The organism is Stenotrophomonas sp. YJH_SMC_133, assembly GCF_059370655.1.
Genome location: NZ_JCAFTW010000001.1, coordinates 486,508 through 502,997 on the forward strand (window position 1 = coordinate 486,508; position 16,490 = coordinate 502,997).

General features: G+C 66.6%; 17 protein-coding genes. 6 read left to right on the plus strand and 11 right to left on the minus strand.

What is annotated here, in order from left to right:
• Positions 1-91: 91 nt before the first annotated feature.
• From AC5P78_RS02215 to purB, 3 genes are all read right to left on the minus strand, one after another.
• The gene (locus tag AC5P78_RS02215; RefSeq protein ID WP_024956655.1) at positions 92-988 is read right to left on the minus strand and encodes a GNAT family N-acetyltransferase; all 897 of its coding nucleotides are present in this window, start codon (positions 986-988) and stop codon (positions 92-94) included.
• 8 nt (positions 989-996) lie between these two features.
• Entirely contained in the window at positions 997-2,412 is a 1,416-nt protein-coding gene (locus tag AC5P78_RS02220; RefSeq protein WP_038645462.1) for a ribosomal protein uL16 3-hydroxylase, read from the minus strand.
• A 670-nt stretch (positions 2,413-3,082) separates the two neighbouring features.
• Entirely contained in the window at positions 3,083-4,450 is a 1,368-nt protein-coding gene (gene purB / locus AC5P78_RS02225) for an adenylosuccinate lyase (protein WP_012480782.1), read from the minus strand.
• A 293-nt stretch (positions 4,451-4,743) separates the two neighbouring features.
• Between purB and AC5P78_RS02230 the strand changes: the two genes are divergently transcribed.
• Positions 4,744-6,171, plus strand: coding sequence for a class II fumarate hydratase (locus tag AC5P78_RS02230; protein ID WP_012480781.1), 1,428 nt, complete (start codon positions 4,744-4,746; stop codon positions 6,169-6,171).
• A 103-nt stretch (positions 6,172-6,274) separates the two neighbouring features.
• On the opposite strand, the gene AC5P78_RS02235 is transcribed toward AC5P78_RS02230, so the two are convergent.
• The 7 genes from AC5P78_RS02235 to AC5P78_RS02265 form a co-directional block, all read right to left on the minus strand.
• On the minus strand, positions 6,275-6,700 hold the full coding sequence (locus tag AC5P78_RS02235; RefSeq protein ID WP_005413932.1) for a hypothetical protein: 426 nt from the start codon (positions 6,698-6,700) through the stop codon (positions 6,275-6,277).
• A gap of 100 nt (positions 6,701-6,800) precedes the next feature.
• Positions 6,801-7,412: a YggN family protein gene (locus AC5P78_RS02240; RefSeq protein ID WP_005413931.1), complete on the minus strand. Its 612-nt coding sequence runs from the start codon at positions 7,410-7,412 to the stop codon at positions 6,801-6,803.
• 30 nt (positions 7,413-7,442) lie between these two features.
• A complete protein-coding gene (locus AC5P78_RS02245) occupies positions 7,443-8,330 on the minus strand; it encodes a GIN domain-containing protein (protein WP_062607396.1) in 888 nt (295 codons plus the stop codon).
• A gap of 25 nt (positions 8,331-8,355) precedes the next feature.
• Entirely contained in the window at positions 8,356-9,384 is a 1,029-nt protein-coding gene (locus AC5P78_RS02250; RefSeq protein ID WP_049459368.1) for an ABC-2 transporter permease, read from the minus strand.
• Positions 9,381-10,256, minus strand: coding sequence for an ABC transporter ATP-binding protein (locus AC5P78_RS02255; protein ID WP_005410262.1), 876 nt, complete (start codon positions 10,254-10,256; stop codon positions 9,381-9,383). The genes AC5P78_RS02250 and AC5P78_RS02255 overlap by 4 nt, the downstream gene beginning before the upstream one ends.
• Positions 10,256-10,615, minus strand: a complete 360-nt coding sequence (locus AC5P78_RS02260; protein WP_005410261.1) for a GntR family transcriptional regulator — start codon at positions 10,613-10,615, stop codon at positions 10,256-10,258. The genes AC5P78_RS02255 and AC5P78_RS02260 overlap by 1 nt, the downstream gene beginning before the upstream one ends.
• Before the next feature lie 2 nt (positions 10,616-10,617).
• Entirely contained in the window at positions 10,618-10,854 is a 237-nt protein-coding gene (locus AC5P78_RS02265) for a hypothetical protein (protein ID WP_062607391.1), read from the minus strand.
• 365 nt (positions 10,855-11,219) lie between these two features.
• Between AC5P78_RS02265 and AC5P78_RS02270 the strand changes: the two genes are divergently transcribed.
• The 5 genes from AC5P78_RS02270 to AC5P78_RS02290 all read left to right on the plus strand — a co-directional run bounded on the left by AC5P78_RS02270 (position 11,220) and on the right by AC5P78_RS02290 (position 15,180).
• A complete protein-coding gene (locus AC5P78_RS02270; protein ID WP_062607389.1) occupies positions 11,220-11,807 on the plus strand; it encodes a glutathione peroxidase in 588 nt (195 codons plus the stop codon).
• 96 nt (positions 11,808-11,903) lie between these two features.
• A complete protein-coding gene (locus AC5P78_RS02275) occupies positions 11,904-12,881 on the plus strand; it encodes an FKBP-type peptidyl-prolyl cis-trans isomerase (protein WP_005410258.1) in 978 nt (325 codons plus the stop codon).
• 23 nt (positions 12,882-12,904) lie between these two features.
• Complete coding sequence (locus tag AC5P78_RS02280; protein WP_005410257.1) at positions 12,905-14,254, plus strand: UDP-glucose dehydrogenase family protein; 1,350 nt, start codon at positions 12,905-12,907, stop codon at positions 14,252-14,254.
• The gene (locus AC5P78_RS02285; protein WP_005410256.1) at positions 14,247-14,489 is read left to right on the plus strand and encodes a SlyX family protein; all 243 of its coding nucleotides are present in this window, start codon (positions 14,247-14,249) and stop codon (positions 14,487-14,489) included. Before AC5P78_RS02280 ends, AC5P78_RS02285 begins: the two co-directional genes overlap by 8 nt.
• 10 nt (positions 14,490-14,499) lie before the next feature.
• The gene (locus tag AC5P78_RS02290) at positions 14,500-15,180 is read left to right on the plus strand and encodes a DUF2058 domain-containing protein (RefSeq protein WP_005410255.1); all 681 of its coding nucleotides are present in this window, start codon (positions 14,500-14,502) and stop codon (positions 15,178-15,180) included.
• A gap of 48 nt (positions 15,181-15,228) precedes the next feature.
• Here AC5P78_RS02290 and AC5P78_RS02295 read toward each other — a convergent pair whose 3' ends face one another.
• Positions 15,229-16,416, minus strand: a complete 1,188-nt coding sequence (locus AC5P78_RS02295) for an MFS transporter (protein WP_111117868.1) — start codon at positions 16,414-16,416, stop codon at positions 15,229-15,231.
• Positions 16,417-16,490: the final 74 nt, after the last annotated feature.

Consider the following 16,490-nt stretch of genomic DNA (forward strand, 5'->3'; position numbering starts at 1 on the left):
TGTACCCCCATCCGGACAGGAAGGGGCACCAGAACGGGCATCCCGGGTCCCCCGGTGCCGCTTCCAGACAGGTTGAGTGGGCGGTACCCACTCAGATGCCGAGCGCACGCAGTTCGCTGCAATCGCGCGAACGGTCCCAGACCCGCTGCAATTGCTGCTCGAACGGCTGCGAACGTGCAGGCAGCGCGACGCCTGCCTCGCCGTCGAGGCGATGACCGATCAGACGAAAGTAGAAGTCGCCGGCGTCGTTGAGCAGGCAGGCCGAAGCCAACGCACGGTCGATCGGGTCGGTGACCTCGCGGAACTGGATCACGCTGGGCAGGCGCTGGGCCAAGGCCAGCAGCGGTGCCCCGGCAGACGCGATGGCGGCGGCGTCGTGCACGATCACCCGCAGCTGCTTGTCGTGGCGGGCGGTGACGAAGCGGCGCAGGGCGGCCTGTACCGGCGGCGCGTCGAGCAGTCCCGGGTCCAGCTGACGGCTGTGCAGCCACACTTGGCGGCGGGCGCGGTGGACGATGGCCGTGGTGATGGCCACCGCCTGCTCGCGGCTGTCGATGGCACTGGCCGCGCCCAACCGGCGTCGCATCTGCTGGTGGCCGATGCCGGCCTCCTCGAATACCTCGCCTTCCGGCAGGAAGCCCTGGCGGGCATAGAAATCGCGGGCGGGCAGCTGGGCGTGCAGGTGCAGCTCGGCCAGGCCGAGCCTGCGCCCGGCCTCGACCAGTGCCTCCAGCAGGGCCTCACCGACCCCGTGGCTGCGATGGCTGGCCAGCACCGCCATGCGGCCGATGCGGCCGTCCGGGGCCAGCCGACCGGTGCCGACCGGCTGGTTGTCACTGTCCAGCGCCAGCACATGGGCGCTGAGCGGGTCCAGCGCATCGCGTTCCAGCTCGGCGGCGATGCCCTGTTCCTGCACGAACACGCGTTGGCGCACGTCGTGGATGGCGACGTGGGCGTCGGCGTGGCTGACCTGCTGGACCCGGACCATGGCAGGGCTCAGGCGCGACCGTCGTCGCTGTCGTCTTCGTCGTGATCCTCGAAGTTGACGATGACCTCGATGCCGTCGTCGTGCACGGTCACGGTGTGGACGTCGTCGGACACCGCGTCGGCGTCGATCGCGTCGACACGGTCACGGCCTTCGACCACTTCGCCGAGCACCACGGCGTCTTCGCCGTCATCCTCATCTTCAGCGTCATACACCTCGTTCGGATCGATCAGCTGGAACACGCCACCGACCAACAGCTGCTGGACCACCGCGCGGCCCTTGTCGGACAGGCCGCGATAGGCGGCGGCATCGAGCTGCTCGGCGCCGGCCAGGCGCTGCGCGTCCTTCACCGGCAGCGCGAAGTCCTGGCCGCTGACGTACAGGCTGGCGCCGCGCTTGGCCCGGCGCCAGGCCAGGCGTGCCCACGGATGACGCTGCAGCAGCAGGCCCGAGGCCAGGGCCTGGACCACTTCCTCCGGTGCCGGTGCGGCCTGGTGAGCCATCACTTCGCCAGCGGCGCGGTAGGTGGTGATGAAACGGCCGAACCAGTCACCCAGCTTGTCTGGATCGTTCATGCGGATGGCATTGAGCGCGGTGATCACCCGCGCCATCGCCACCGTGTCGATCTCGTTCGGGTCGGCCGGCACCTTCAGGTCGGCATCCTGGTAGCGGATGTTCTCGTCGGCATCGGCGATCAGGGTGTCCAGGTAGTCGCTGATCAGTTCGGCCGACGATGGCGCGCGCATGCCGAAGGAGAAGGTCAGGCAGGGGTCTTCGGCGACGCCGTGGTGCGGCACGTTCGGCGGCAGGTAGAGCATGTCGCCCGGCGCCAGCACCCAGTCGTGGGTGGGCTTGAACACCTTCAGCAGCTTCAGCTCCACGTCGGGGCGGAAGCCCAGCGGCGGCTGCCTGCCCTTGATCGATTCGCTGGCATCGATCTGCCAGCGGCGGTGGCCGTGGGCCTGCAGCAGGAATACGTCGTACTGGTCGACGTGGGCGCCGACCGAGCCGCCGGTGGCGGCGAAGCTGATCATCACGTCATCCATGCGCCAGCGCGGCAGGAAGCTGAAGTGCTCGATCAGGGCGCGCACGTCCGGGTCCCACTTGTCCACGTCCTGTACCAGCAGGGTCCAGTCATGGTCGGGCAGGGCGGGGAACACGTCTTCCTGGAACGGGCCGGTACGCACGCGCCAGCCGTCCTGGGTCTTGTCGTGCTCGATCAGGCGCGCCAGCACGCCTTCTTCGCAGGCCAGCCCGGCCAGGTCTTCCGGCTGCACCGGGGTCTGGAAGTCGGGGAAGGCGTTGCGGATCAGCAGCGGGCGCTTCTGCCAGAAGTCGCGCAGGAAGGTGGCCGGCGCCATGCCCAGCGGTTGGCCGGGGCGGGCGGTGACTTCGATGAGGGGGGCGGAGGACTTGCGGGCGGCCATGGGGGAATCCTTGCAGCGGAAAGCGGGAGGGGCGGCGCAGCGGGCCGCCAAGGGTTCCATTGTCCGCCGTTCGTGGGGATTGCGCACGTGCGCGGGTTTGTCGCGGGGTGTCCGGCCAACGGCGGAGCCCCTCGTGGCGGGGTGGTTGGTCGCGCAAAGCGCTGGCTTCATGGGCTGGGCCGGGCGGGGTGGGTTCGCGGGACACGCCGTGAACCCGTCCCTGGGGGCTCGATGGCGCCATCCATGGCGCCAACGGTCCCGCGAACCCACCCCGCCCGGCCCCTGACAGTTTCCTGCGCGGCCCGCCACGGAATGGAAGAAGAAAATCAAAGGCAACAGCGGGTCGCACGCTGCGCTTGCTCATCCCAAAACAAAAGAGGGACGCGGCGAAGCCGCGTCCCTCTTTCAAATTCCGTTTCGACAACCTCCACGCTCTTCGATCCGTCACCGGAAATCTGTCAGAGGTGGGGCGGGAGGGGCCAGCGGGACCGTTGGCGCCATGGATGGCGCCATCGAGCCCCCATGGATGGGTTCACGGCGTGTCCCGCTGGCCCCTCCCGCCCCGCCCAGCCCGCAGCAACCCAGAGCCTGGATCGCTGTTGCTGTTGCCGTTGCTGTTGCAGTTGCCTGCCGCAGGCAGCGCTCGCGGCCGCCGCCGCAAAGGAACCCCTTAGATCTTCTTCGCCAGGGCCTCGGCCAGACCCGTGTAGCTGCCCGGGGTCATCTCCAGCAGGCGCTGCTTCGCATCCGCCGGCAGCTCCAGCCCCTGCACGAACGCACGCATCGACTCGGCGGTGATGCCCTGGCCACGGGTCAGCGCCTTCAGCTGCTCGTACGGGTTCGGCAGGCCATGGCGACGCATCACCGTCTGCACGGCCTCGGCCAGCACTTCCCAGGCCGCGTCCAGATCGGCGTCCAGGCGCTGTGGGTTCACCTCCAGCTTGCCCAGGCCCTTGGCCAGCGAATCCAGCGCCACCTGGCTGTGGCCGAACGCGGTGCCCAGTGCGCGCAGCACGGTGGAATCGGTCAGGTCACGCTGCCAGCGGCTGATCGGCAGCTTCGCGCTGAAGTGCTCGAACAGCGCGTTGGCGATACCGAAGTTGCCTTCCGCATTCTCGAAATCGATCGGATTGACCTTGTGCGGCATCGTCGACGAGCCGACTTCGCCTTCCTTCAGCCGCTGCTTGAAGTAGCCCAGCGAGATGTAGCCCCAGATGTCGCGGGCCAGGTCGATCAGGATGATGTTGGCGCGGCGCGCGGCATCGCCGATCTCGGCAACATTGTCGTGCGGCTCGATCTGCGTGGTGTACGGGTTGAACACCAGGCCCAGGCCGGTCACGAAGCGCTCGGCGAAGGCCGGCCAGTCCACGTCCGGGTAGCTGGCCACGTGGGCGTTGTAGTTGCCGACCGCGCCGTTGATCTTGCCGGTCAGCTCGACCGCGGCGATCTGCCTGCGCTGGCGCTCCAGGCGCGCGACCACGTTGGCCAGCTCCTTGCCCAGCGTGGTCGGCGAGGCAGTCTGGCCATGGGTGCGCGACAGCATCGGCTGGCCGGCCTGGGCGTGGGCGAGGTTGCGCAGCGTGGTGGCGATGCCGTCCAGGGTCGGCAGCAGCACCTCGCGGCGGGCCTGTTCCAGCATCAGGCCGTAGCTGAGGTTGTTGATGTCTTCGCTGGTGCAGGCGAAATGCACGAATTCCAGCGCCGGAGCCAGCTCGGCGTCGTCCTTCAGCTGTTCCTTGATGAAGTACTCCACCGCCTTGACGTCATGGTTGGTGGTGCGCTCGATCTCCTTCACGCGCGCGGCCTGGGCCGGGCTGAAGCGGGCCGCCAGCTCGCGCAGGCGGGCGACGGCGGCGTCGGAGAACGGCGCCAGTTCGACGATGCCCGGTTCGGCGGCCAGCGCCAGCAGCCATTCCACCTCGACCACGATGCGGGCCTTGATCAGGCCGTATTCGGAGAAGATCGGGCGCAGGGCGTCGACCTTGCCGGCGTAGCGGCCATCGAGCGGGGACAGGGCGAGCAGGGCGGAATCGGACATGTCGGCAGGGCTGGGACGAGCGGCGGGGGCCATATTCTACGACGTGCCGGTCAGCTAGTGCCGGCCGCTGGCCGGCAAGCCATGGCGGCGTAGGCCGGGCGTGGTTGCCGGCCAGCGGCCGGCACTACCCTTGCGCGCGCAGAACGGCCGTGCAGGTGGAACGATCTGGCCCGCCCTCGTCATCCCATGCTGCGGGCAAGGGAGTATTGTGGCCGCAGCCGCCAGCCCGGGAAGCGACACCCTGCCAGCCGCCGCTTCCCTTTCCCCAACTGAAGTAGTGCGGAGTTGATGCAATGAGCAAAGCTGCAAGCAAGGGTTTCAGAATCGAACACGACAGCATGGGCGAGCTGCAGGTGCCTGCGGATGCCCTGTGGGGCGCGCAGACCCAGCGCGCCGTGCAGAATTTCCCGGTGTCGGGCCAGCGCATGCCGCGCGGTTTCATCCGCGCCCTGGGCCTGGTCAAGGGCGCAGCCGCCGGCGTCAACGCCGAGCTGGGCCACCTGCCGAAGAATGTGGCCAAGGCCATCCAGACCGCTGCTGCCGAAGTGGCCGCCGGCAACTGGGACGCGCAGTTCCCGATCGACGTCTACCAGACGGGTTCGGGCACGTCGTCGAACATGAATGCCAATGAGGTCATCGCCACCCTGGCCAACCGTGCCGGCAAGGCGGGCAAGACCACCGTGCATCCCAATGACCACGTCAACCAGGGGCAGAGCTCCAATGACGTGATTCCGACTGCGCTGCGGGTGTCGGCGGTGCTGGCGACGCACGAGCAGCTGCTGCCGGCGCTGGTGCACCTGCGCAAGACCCTGGACAAGAAGGGCCGCAGCCTGCGCAAGGTGGTCAAGACCGGCCGTACCCACCTGATGGACGCGATGCCGCTCACCTTCGAGCAGGAATTCGGTGCGTGGTCGGCGCAGCTGGCCTCGGCGCAGGAGCGCATCGAAGACAGCCTCAAGCGCGTGCGCCGGTTGCCGCTGGGCGGCACCGCCATCGGTACCGGCATCAACGCCGACCCGCGCTTCGGCGCGCAGGTGGCCAAGGCGCTGAAGCAGCAGACCGGCTTCAAGTTCGACAGCGCCGAGAACAAGTTCGAAGGCCTGGCCGCGCAGGACGATGCGGTGGAACTGTCGGGCCAGCTCAATGCGCTGGCCGTGGCACTGATCAAGATCGCCAATGACCTGCGCTGGATGAACGCCGGTCCGCTGGCCGGGCTGGGCGAGATCGAACTGCCGGCACTGCAGCCGGGCAGCTCGATCATGCCGGGCAAGGTCAACCCGGTCATTCCGGAAGCCACGGTGATGGCCTGCGCGCAGGTGATCGGCCACCACACCGCGATCACCGTGGCCGGGCAGACCGGCAACTTCCAGCTCAACGTCACCCTGCCGTTGATCGCGGTGAACCTGCTCGATGGCATCGGCCTGCTGGCCAATGTGTCCAGGCTGCTGGCCGACAGCGCGATCGCAGGGCTGAAGGTGCGCGAGGACCGCGTGGCCGAGGCGCTGGCGCGCAACCCGATCCTGGTCACCGCGCTGAACCCGATCATCGGCTACGAGAAGGCAGCGGCGATTGCCAAGCGTGCCTACAAGGAACAGCGCCCGGTGCTGGACGTGGCGCTGGAAGACAGCGGGCTTGACGAGGCCGAGCTGCGTCGCCTGCTGGACCCGACTGCGCTGACTGCTGGTGGCATCCAGGCTGGCGGTGGTGGCGCCGGGGGGTGATCTGCCGGTTGCAGAGTCGAGCCACGCTCGACGGTTGTTCCGGAGTCGGGCATGGCTCGACTCTACGGAAACGAAGAACGCCGCCCTCGGGCGGCGTTTTTCTTCAGCGACGGTCGGCGACGATGTTGCCGAAGGTGTCGGTGTAATCCTTGAACTCGGGGATGCGCTGGATCAGGTCGGCCGGGATCACCTCCATGCCCTCCGGCGGCTGGATCTTCACCGGCTGCATGTTCGGATCGGCCGGTGCGGCCACCAGCGTGTTCTGGCGCAGCACCTGCAGCTTGCCGAACATCGTCTGCAGCATCTGCTTCTGCCCGTCGTCCAGCGGAATCTGGATCTCGTCCACCTTCATCGTGCCGTCGCCGAGGATGATGATGTTCGGTGCCGGCGGGCGGCGCACGGTCACCATGCCTTCGCTGACGGAAATCTTGGGCTTGCCGCGCTCGGCGCGGTGATTGCGGTAATCCTTGTCGCAGCCGACCAGACCCAGGCAGAGCAGGGTGGCCAGCAGCAGGAACAACTTCTTCATGGCGTTCGGTTCGGGGGCATCCGGGGCCCCCATTGTAAGCCCGCCGACAGTGCCCGACCGGCAACGGAAGGCCGCAGCCGGTCGGGTGCGTCGATTTGTCTCAGTTGGAGAACGTGACCGAGTTGTCCTTGCCGCAGTCGTCCACGTCGCTCTGGTCCATCGTCGCGTAGGGCTTGAACGCCGGCAGCTCGCGCGCCAGTGCCTGCTGGCTGGCCAGCATCGCCGGCAGGCGATCGCAGATGCGCTTGGCCTGGGCCTCGATCTTGGCGGCTTCGGCGTTGATGCGCTTCTCCACCCCTTCGCTGTCGCCGCTGAAGATGCCCTTCAGCGCTTCACCGGCGGCGTTGGCGCCGAGCTTGGCGCCGGCCAGCCCGACATCCATGCCCGCCATCGCAACGGCGACCACGTGACCGCGGTACTCCTGCAGGTGGCGGCGCTGGACGTCGTTGGCGGCGACCTCCTTGCCGGCGATCAGCAGGCGGCCATCCGGCGTGATCTCCGCACGCGGCTGCTTGTCGGCCGAGATCTTGATGTTGCCCTGGGCGATGTCCTTGCGGGCATCGTCCATGGCTTCCTTGACGGTCTGGCCGACGCCGCTGGTGGCTTCGGCGACGCTCTTGCCGACGCTCTTGTCGGGGGCGGAGGACGTGCCACCACAGGCGATCAGCGGCAGGCACAGCAGGGTGGCGGGCAGCAGGCGCAACAGGTTCATGATGTTCCCCTGGACGTGTGTGGAAGAGGATTACTTGCTGCGCGGCAGGGTGACCCGGCCGCTGACGTTGCGGTGTTCGATATCGCCGCTGCCGCTGTGATCGATGGTCAGGCTGCCGCGTACGCCGTCCACCTGGATGTCGCCCGAGCCGTGGCTGCGCACATGCACGTTGCCGCCGATATCGGCCAGATCGATGCCACCGGAGCCGACCACGCCGACTTCGACGCTGCCCTGCACGCGCTTGAACTCGATGTCGCCGGAGCCGACCGTATCCAGGCGTGTGTTGCCACGCACATCGGTGATCTTCAGGTCACCCGAACCGACAGTGCCGGTGATGGCATCGCCGCCGATGTTGCGGGCATTGACGTCGCCCGAACCCAGCGACAGCAGATTCAGCGAACTGCCGCCATCGATGTTGAGGTCGCCGGAACCCACTGCAGCGTGGATGCTGCCACGGGTACCGCGGGCCACCGCGTCACCGGAGCCGACGTCCACGCTGAGCGACTGTGCGTTTTCCACGCTGGCGTCACCCGAGCCGACCTTGAACTGCAGCGGCAGGTTGTCCGGCACGCTGCCACGGATATCCAGCCAGGCGTAGCTGTTGCCCAGGCTGATGCCGCTTTGGCGGCCTTCGCGGCGCAGGCTCACCACCAGCTTGTCGCCCACCTTGCGCTGGTCCAGTACCAGTTGGTCCAGCCATTCCTGGCTGGACGCGCAGGCGCGGCCGTCCAGCTGGCCGCCGCCAGCGCTGGCGACCACCTTCAGGTCATGCTGGTTGACCTCGAACACCACCGTCTTGGCACCGGCCACGTCCAGCTTCAGCGCGCGGGCGGCAGTGAACTTGCAGTTCGGAGCATCGGCGGCCAGCGCCGACAACGGCAACAGCAACAACGCAGAACAGGCGAGCAAAGAACGCATGGGTGGTGCCTCCGGGTGGATGGAATCAGATCTCGCCGGCGCGCTTGCGCAGGCGGATGGCGAGGAAGATGAACAGTGCCCCGACGGCCGCACCGATCCACAGCTCCGGCATCGCCAGCGACTTCAGCTGAGAGGCGGGGGACATCAGGCTGACCACCGAATCCAGGTCGCGGCGCGAACCTTCACCTGCGCCGAGGCGGTACAGCAGGTCCATGCCGGGCACGCCGCCCAGCAGCAGGCGGCCGACGATGTTCTGCCAGAACCAGCCGGTGGTCAGGCCGAACAGCGGCATGATCTTGGTGGTGCTGACGATGACGCCGGCAAACAGTGGCAGCATCACCGCCCACAGGAACGGCTTGCTCTTGGCCCAGGCCGAGCACAGCAGCAGCCACCCTGCAGTGGGCAGGGCCCAAAGCGCGTAGACCGGAATCCAGCTCAGGTGGCCAGCGGCCAGGGTCAACGGGCTGGCGGGCCCCCAGATCAGCGCCATCGGGCTGCCACCGTGCATCAGCGCGACGATGCTGATGATCAGCATGAAGCCGAACATGGTGATGATGCCGGCAATCACCGCGATCAGCGGTGCCACGATCAGTGCGCTGATGACCTTGGACAGCACGGTCTGGGTATCGGACAGCGGCAACGACTTCCAGAACAGGATGCTGCGGTCGCGGCGGTCGTCGTACAGGGCGCCGAGGCAATAGAAGAACACCACGAAGGCCAGCACCAGGAACGGCCATGCCGAGCTGAGCACCAGAGTCAGGTCAAGGCCGTTACCGAGGTCGGCAAGGTCCTTGCCGTCGATGTTGCGGGTGAGCAGCGCCAGGTCCAGGCCATTGACGTTCACGCTCTCGCCATCGACATGCAGCGCACCGTTGCGCGCCGCGCGGTTCAGCGCGAACAGGCCGAAGGCGATGCCGACGGTGCTCATCACCAGCGAGATCAGGCCGGCGATCAGCGGGGCATACAGGAAACCGCCGCGGTTTTCCCAGTACTCGCGCTTGAGCAGCCAGCGCAGCGTGCCGAGGGGGCTGACGGGATGGTTGACGGCATTCATGCGTAGGTCCCCTTCATGACGGCGACGAACAGGTCGGCCAGGCCCGGGCTGCGGGTCTCGCCAAGGGTGGAAAGCTGGGCGCGCGGTACGCCGTCGAACAGCATCACGGTCTTGCCGAACGCCAGGCTGCGTTCGTCGATCGGCTTCAGGGCGCGCGCGGTCTCCAGCTGGTCGGCGTTGACCAGCAGTTCGGTGTAACGCTGGCCGACCTCGTCCATTTCCGCATCGAGCACGATGCGGCCATCACGGATGAACATGACGTCGCTGAGGATGTGCTCGATCTCTTCCACCTGGTGGGTGGTGACGATGATGGTCTTCTGCTCGTCGAAATAGTCTTCCAGCAGGCGCTGGTAGAACTCCTTGCGGTACAGGATGTCCAGGCCCAGGGTGGGCTCGTCCAGTACCAGGATGCGGGCATCGATGGCCATCACCAGTGCCAGGTGCAGCTGCACGATCATGCCCTTGGACAGCTCGCGCACGCGCTGCTTCGGCTGCAGCTTGGTGTTGGCCAGGAAGCGCTCGCAGCGGGCGCGGTCGAAGCGCGGATGCACGCCGGCGACGAAATCGATGGCTTCGCGCACCTTCAGCCAGCGCGGCAGCACGGCGACGTCGGCGATGAAGCAGATGTCGTTCATCAGTTCGTCGCGGTGCAGCCGCGGGTCGCGCCCGAGCACGCTCAACTCACCTTCCACCGAGGTGAGGCCAAGAATGGCCTTCAGCGCGGTGGTCTTGCCGGCGCCATTGGGACCGATCAGGCCGACGATGCGCCCGCTCGGAATGCTGAAGCTGGCACTGTCGAGGGCAACGGTGGACTTGTAGGCCTTGCGCAGGCCGCGGGCGGTGATGACCGGTTCGCTTGCGGTGCTATTCATCAGACTTTCCCCTGGGGCAGCAATTCGTCGAGGCTCAGGCCCAGGCGCTGGATGCGCTCCAGCACGGCCGGCCATTCTTCATTGAGGAAGCGCTCGCGCTCGCTGCTGCGCAGCTGCGTGGCGGCCTGCTCGGTCATGAACATGCCCAGCCCGCGGCGCTTTTCGACCAGACCTTCGTCGGCCAGTTCCTGGTAAGCGCGCGAAACGGTGATGGGGTTCAGTTGGTAATCGGCGGCCACCTGGCGCACCGAAGGCAGGGCATCGCCCGGCTTGAGGATTCCGTCGAGCATCATGGCGATCACGCGCTCCTTCAACTGACGGTAGATGGGAGCGCCGTCGCTCCACTGGATGTCGCTCATATTCAGCTCCGTGGGGTCAGCGGCTGGGCGAACGAGAAATACGGCATGGACAGGGAGCTGTGCAGCCGACGCGGGGGAGGGGGGGAGGAATCGGCGTTCCCGGCCGGTGTAGCGATTGCATCCTGCGCACTGTCGGACGAGGCGGGGGCGGTGGGCGTGGCCAGCCAGGCCAGCACGATCAGGGTCGAAACAGCAGCGGCCGCGGGTGCGGTGAGGTTGCGACGGATCCGGGCGTTCATGGCTTCCCCCTGTCTCAGGTGACTGGTGTTGTATGCAACTATAACACCGGCACGCCTACGTGCAACCCCTTGCCGTCCCCAACTGATGGCAGGGGTGGTCAAATCGCTGAAATATCCGTTTATCCGATTGATTCGGAAGGGAAATCCGGTTCTGGCGCGGGCCGACCCAGGCCCGCCTTCCATTCAGCGTTGTCCATGCTATGTCATTACTGCGCCGTTGCTGGCGGGTCGTGCAGGAAAGCGCCACGCCGCGCAAAGCCACAGGCGCCCCTTGCAGCAAGGGGGAAGGGGGCCCGGTGCTATAGTTCGGCCGACTCCGGCCGCTACCGGCCGGCCCTGTGAATGGCCACCGCGGACTGCTCTCGATGCCTTTGCCGACCGTTATGCCGCGCCGCCTGCGCGGCCTGTCCCTGCTGACCCTGCTGGTAGCCGGCCTGGCCGGTTCCACCCACGTGCTGGCGGCCGATCTTCTCGACCTCGACTACCGCCCGCTGGCCAGCAAGCAGCAGGTCAACCTGCAGCAGCGCTACCACGGACAGGTGCTGCTGGTGGTCAATACCGCAAGCAAGTGCGGCTATACCCCTCAGTACGAAGGCCTGGAGGCGCTGCAGAAGCGCTATGCCGGCCGAGGTTTTGCCGTGCTCGGCTTCCCGTCCAACGATTTCAAGGGCCAGGAGCCCGGTGACGAGAAGCAGATCCAGGATTTCTGCACGCTCACCTACGGGGTCAAGTTCCCGATGTTCGAGAAGGTGCACGTGGTCGGTGCGGAGGCGACGCCGCTCTATCAACGGTTGACCGCGGCCACCGGCGTGGCCCCGGGCTGGAATTTCCACAAGTACCTGGTCGGCCGCGATGGCAAGGTCATCGCCCAGTTCGCCAGCAAGGTGACGCCGGATGATCCGCAGCTGACTGCGGCCATCGACAAGGCGCTGGCCACAGCGGCCGCACATTGATATCCGGCACGGATGCCTCGACATCGACGGCATGCGTGCGACAATGCTTCTTTTCGCGCCGACGTCGGCGCCCAGACACTTCCAGGAATGCAGCGAATGAAGATGGGAATGCGCGGCGCCGCGGCGTCGGTTCTGATTCTGGCGATGGGCACTTCAGGTGTCGCTCTGTCGCAACAATCGGCTGCCCCCGCAGCCGCCAAGGAGACCGCAACCTTGAATTCCCCCAAGCAGAAGCTCGGCTACGCCATCGGCCTGGACGTGGCCAAGTCGTTCACCCCGATCGCCGATGAGATCGACGTGGCCGCGCTGCGCACCGCCGTGGAGCGTTCGTTCGAAGGCCTGCAGCCGCAGATCACCCAGGAACAGGCCAAGGCCACCGACGCGGCCCTGCGCCAGGTCGTGATGGCCCGCAGCGGCCAGCAGGTGCCGGGCATGGCGCCGGGTTCGCAGCCGCCGAAGGTCGACCGCGTCAAGGTGTCGCAGATGATCGGTTCCTACTCTGTGGGCCCGTCGCTGGCGCAGCTGAAGGACGACATCGATGTTGCCTCGCTGTTTGACGCGATCAGCACCGGCCTGACCAAGGGCCAGCCGAAGATGACGGAAGCTGACGCGACCGCCACCATCCAGGCCTTCATGGGCAGCAAGCAGGCTGAAATGCAGGCCAAGGCTGCCGCTGCTGCGCAGACCAACCGCGAAGAAGGCAATGCCTTCCTGGCCAGGAACAAGACCCAGCCGGGTGTCGTGACGACGGCCTCGGGCCTGCAGTACCAGGTCATCCGCCCGGGTAGCGGCGAGCGCCCGCTGCCGAGCAGCAAGGTGCGCGTGAACTATGAAGGCAAGCTGCTCAACGGCACCGTGTTCGACAGCTCCTATGGTCGTCAGCCGGCCGAGTTCGGCCTGGACCAGGTGATCAAGGGCTGGACCGAGGGCGTTGCGCTGATGCCGGTCGGTTCGAAGTACCGCTTCTGGATCCCGGGCAATCTGGCTTATGGCGAGAACGGTACGCCGGGTGGCCCGATCGGCCCGAACGCGACTCTGACGTTCGACGTCGAGCTGCTGGGCGTCCTGCCGTAAGCCACCACGGAGCCTGCACGGACATGCGCGTTGCGATTTTCGGTACCGGTTATGTAGGTCTGGTGACCGGTACCTGCCTGGCCGATGTCGGTCATCAGGTGGTCTGCGTCGATATCGACCAGGCCAAGGTGGATGGCCTCAACCAGGGCATCATCCCGATCTATGAGCCCGGCCTGGAGCCGATGGTGAAGGCCAACCACGCCGCGTCGCGGCTGGCATTCACCACCGATGCCGCGTCCGCGATCGCGCATGGCCAGGTGGTGTTCATCGCCGTCGGTACCCCGCCGGACGAGGACGGCAGCGCTGACCTGCAGTACGTACTGGCCGTGGCCCGTACCATTGGCCGGCACATGAGCGTGCCGACCGTGGTGGTCAACAAGTCGACGGTGCCGGTGGGCACCGCTGACAAGGTGCGTGCGGCCATTGCTGAAGAACTTGCCGCGCGTGGCGCGGACATCACCTTTGACGTGGTGTCCAACCCGGAATTCCTGAAGGAAGGCGACGCGGTCGCCGACTGCATGCGCCCGGACCGCATCATCATTGGTGCGACCAGCGAGGAATCTGTCGCGGTGATGCGTCGTCTGTATGCGCCGTTCAACCGCAACCACGACCGCGTGGTGGAAATGGACGTGCGCTCGGCCGAGCTGACCAAGTACGCGGCGAACGCGATGCTGGCGACCAAGATTTCGTTCATGAACGAAATCGCAAACATCGCCGAGCGCGTCGGTGCCGACGTCGAGCAGGTCCGCCAGGGTATCGGCTCGGACCCGCGCATCGGCTGGCACTTCATCTACCCGGGCGCCGGCTACGGTGGCTCCTGCTTCCCCAAGGACGTGCAGGCGCTGGCCCGCACCGCCCAGCAACATGGTCTTGAGCCGAAGCTGCTGAACGCGGTGGAAGCGGTCAACGATGCGCAGAAGGGCCACCTGTTCGCCCTCATCCAGCGTCATTACGACAAGGGCGAGGACGAAGGCGTGCGCGGCAGGACCTTTGCCGTGTGGGGCCTGGCCTTCAAGCCGAACACCGACGACATGCGTGAAGCCTCCAGCCGTCGCCTGCTGGCGCAGCTGTGGGAGGGCGGTGCCACGGTGCGTGCCTACGACCCGGAAGCGATGCATGAATCGCAGCGCATCTTCGGCGAGCGCGATGACCTGGTGTTCTGCAGCAGTGCTGATGAGGCCCTCGAAGGGGCCGACGCGCTGGTGGTGGTCACCGAGTGGAAGCAGTTCCGTAGCCCCGACTTCCAGAAGCTGCGCGAGCAGCTGAAGGACGCGGCGGTGTTCGATGGACGCAATCTGTACGATCCTGCCGAAGTGGAAGCTGCCGGCCTGGCGTACTACGGCATTGGCCGGGGGCGTTCGCTGCATGTCTGACCTGCTGCCGACCGAACGCGAGCAGGCGCTGGAAGCGCGCCTGGTCGAACTGGAAATGCGCGTGTCCTTCCAGGAACAGGCGCTTGCCGAATTGAGCGATGCGCTGGCCGATGCCCGCATGCAGGGCATGCGCAACGCCGACGTGCTGCGTGTGCTGCTGGAGGACCTGGGCAAGGTCCGCAACGCACTGAATTCTTCCGATCCGGCGAGCGAACCACCGCCGCCGCACTACTGATCCGAATCCTATGAGCGATACCCTCCGCGACCAGCTGATGGGCCTGGGCTTCAAGCCCGCGCCCAAGCCCGAGCGCAAGAATGATGGCCCCCGCCGTGATGGCCGCCCGCAGGGCAAGGGTGGCAACGGCAATGGAAAGCCGCAGGGCGCTGGCAAGGGCGAGCACAAGCCCGGTGAGCGTCGCGGGCATGGCCACGGTGGCCCGGGCAGGCCCGGCCAGTCGCGTGGCCCGGGCCAGCAGGGCCCGCGCAAGCCGCGCAGCGCCGAAGAGATGGATCTGGCCAAGGCCTATGCCATCCGTGCGCAGCGTGAGAAGGAGGAGCGCATCGAGACCGAGCGCCTGAAGCAGGAAGAAGCACGCGTGCGCCGCGAGGCGAAGGCCAAGCTGGAAGAACTGCTGAAGGACAAGGGCCTGAACTCCGAGGCGGCTGATATCGCTCGCCACTTCCCGTATGGCGGCAAGATCAAGCGCATCTACGTGACCGCCGAACAGCTGACCGCGCTCAATGCCGGTGAGCTGGGCGTGGTCCAGCTCAATGGCCGTTACCTGCTGGTGACCGCCGAAGTGCTGGCACAGTCCGAAGCGGTGTTTGCCGCATCGGTGGCACTGAAGGTCGATCCGAACGCGCCGGCCGAGGAAGATCCCTACGCGGACCCGCAGTACCAGGTACCGGACGACCTGGTCTGGTAACTGCACCTGCTGCACGATGAGAACGCCGGGCATTGCCCGGCGTTTTCGTTACCGGACGCGCGCAGTGCTGTGGCGTGCACGGATCAACGGCAGGCTCAGCGCGAAGAAGCACAGCAGTGCGCCGACCAGAGCGAATCCGCTACCTGCGAGGAAGGCCGTGCGTCCCTCGTCGATCTTCCACAGTTGGCCGGCGATGAGCGCGCCCAGCACGCCGCCGACACCGGACGAGAAACCGTACAGCAGGCCCTGGCCATGGCCATTGAGGCGTCCGGGGAAGTAGATCGCCAGCATCTGCATCGCCGCGGCGAAGAACGCGGCAAAGCCCAGCGCGTGCGCGGTCTGCGCCAGCAGCATCACCGGCAGGTTTTCCGGGAACAGTGCGGTCACGGCCCAGCGCAGGCAGGAACTGACCAGCGCGATCAGCAGCATCCAGCTGGCGTCATAGCGGCGGAAGAAGCGGCCGATGGTGAAGAACACGCCCACTTCGAACACCACGCCGATGGTCCAGAGCAGGCCGAGCGTGGATGTGCGATAGCCGTGGTGGTCCATGTAGACCGAGAAGAAGGTGTAGTACGGGCCGAACGAGAGCTGCTCCATGAAAGCGGCCAGGAAGAACGCCAGCACCGGCGGGCGGCGCACGATCTGCCAGAAGCCGCTGGCATCGCCGCCGGTCCTGCCGATGTCGCGTGCGTAGTGGTTGCTGAAGGCCGAGGCGACCAGCAGGACGAACAGCGGCAGCATCATCCAGGGCAGCAGCCCGGCGCGGCCGGCGGTGCCGTCACCTTCGATCAGCCAGCCGAACAGGGTGACGATGGCGATGAACCCAAGCGAACCCCAGACCCGGATCAGGCCGTAGCGATGGCTGTCGCTGCCGAGATGGGTGAGGGTGATCGACTCGAACTGCGGCATCACCGCGTTGTAGAAGAAGCAGAACACGATCATCGCCGGATACATCCATGGCTGCGGCAGAGGCAGCAGGAATGCGGCGAAGCTGATCAGGGTCAGCACGCAGCCGATGCGCAACAGTCGGATCGGCCGCGGTGAGGTGGCTGCCAGCGAGGTCCAGGCACTGGGTGCAACCACGCGTGTGGCATACCACAGCCCCATCATCACGCTGATGGCGGTCACGCTCATCCCGCGTGCAGTGAGGAACAGGCTCCAGTACGGAGTGAACGCGCCGAGTGCCGCGTAGTAGAACAGATAGAAGCTGGAGAGGCGGGCAGCAGGAACATTCATCGCGGCATGATGAAGCAAAAAGGGGGCGGAGGGGATCAAGTCATTTGTGCCACAAGCGACTTGATCCCCTCCGT

What these genes read in the sequence shown, in the direction of transcription:
- AC5P78_RS02265 (WP_062607391.1), bottom strand. Translation starts at nt 10,854, where the DNA reads ATGAACGCCCGGATCCGTCGCAACCTCACCGCACCCGCGGCCGCTGCT.
- AC5P78_RS02240 (WP_005413931.1), bottom strand. Translation starts at nt 7,412, where the DNA reads ATGAACCTGTTGCGCCTGCTGCCCGCCACCCTGCTGTGCCTGCCGCTG.
- AC5P78_RS02230 (WP_012480781.1), top strand. Translation starts at nt 4,744, where the DNA reads ATGAGCAAAGCTGCAAGCAAGGGTTTCAGAATCGAACACGACAGCATG.
- AC5P78_RS02220 (WP_038645462.1), bottom strand. Translation starts at nt 2,412, where the DNA reads ATGGCCGCCCGCAAGTCCTCCGCCCCCCTCATCGAAGTCACCGCCCGC.
- AC5P78_RS02215 (WP_024956655.1), bottom strand. Translation starts at nt 988, where the DNA reads ATGGTCCGGGTCCAGCAGGTCAGCCACGCCGACGCCCACGTCGCCATC.
- AC5P78_RS02245 (WP_062607396.1), bottom strand. Translation starts at nt 8,330, where the DNA reads ATGCGTTCTTTGCTCGCCTGTTCTGCGTTGTTGCTGTTGCCGTTGTCG.
- AC5P78_RS02235 (WP_005413932.1), bottom strand. Translation starts at nt 6,700, where the DNA reads ATGAAGAAGTTGTTCCTGCTGCTGGCCACCCTGCTCTGCCTGGGTCTG.
- AC5P78_RS02250 (WP_049459368.1), bottom strand. Translation starts at nt 9,384, where the DNA reads ATGAATGCCGTCAACCATCCCGTCAGCCCCCTCGGCACGCTGCGCTGG.
- AC5P78_RS02285 (WP_005410256.1), top strand. Translation starts at nt 14,247, where the DNA reads ATGTCTGACCTGCTGCCGACCGAACGCGAGCAGGCGCTGGAAGCGCGC.
- AC5P78_RS02280 (WP_005410257.1), top strand. Translation starts at nt 12,905, where the DNA reads ATGCGCGTTGCGATTTTCGGTACCGGTTATGTAGGTCTGGTGACCGGT.
- AC5P78_RS02295 (WP_111117868.1), bottom strand. Translation starts at nt 16,416, where the DNA reads ATGAATGTTCCTGCTGCCCGCCTCTCCAGCTTCTATCTGTTCTACTAC.
- AC5P78_RS02255 (WP_005410262.1), bottom strand. Translation starts at nt 10,256, where the DNA reads ATGAATAGCACCGCAAGCGAACCGGTCATCACCGCCCGCGGCCTGCGC.
- AC5P78_RS02290 (WP_005410255.1), top strand. Translation starts at nt 14,500, where the DNA reads ATGAGCGATACCCTCCGCGACCAGCTGATGGGCCTGGGCTTCAAGCCC.
- AC5P78_RS02260 (WP_005410261.1), bottom strand. Translation starts at nt 10,615, where the DNA reads ATGAGCGACATCCAGTGGAGCGACGGCGCTCCCATCTACCGTCAGTTG.
- purB (WP_012480782.1), bottom strand. Translation starts at nt 4,450, where the DNA reads ATGTCCGATTCCGCCCTGCTCGCCCTGTCCCCGCTCGATGGCCGCTAC.
- AC5P78_RS02275 (WP_005410258.1), top strand. Translation starts at nt 11,904, where the DNA reads ATGAAGATGGGAATGCGCGGCGCCGCGGCGTCGGTTCTGATTCTGGCG.
- AC5P78_RS02270 (WP_062607389.1), top strand. Translation starts at nt 11,220, where the DNA reads ATGCCTTTGCCGACCGTTATGCCGCGCCGCCTGCGCGGCCTGTCCCTG.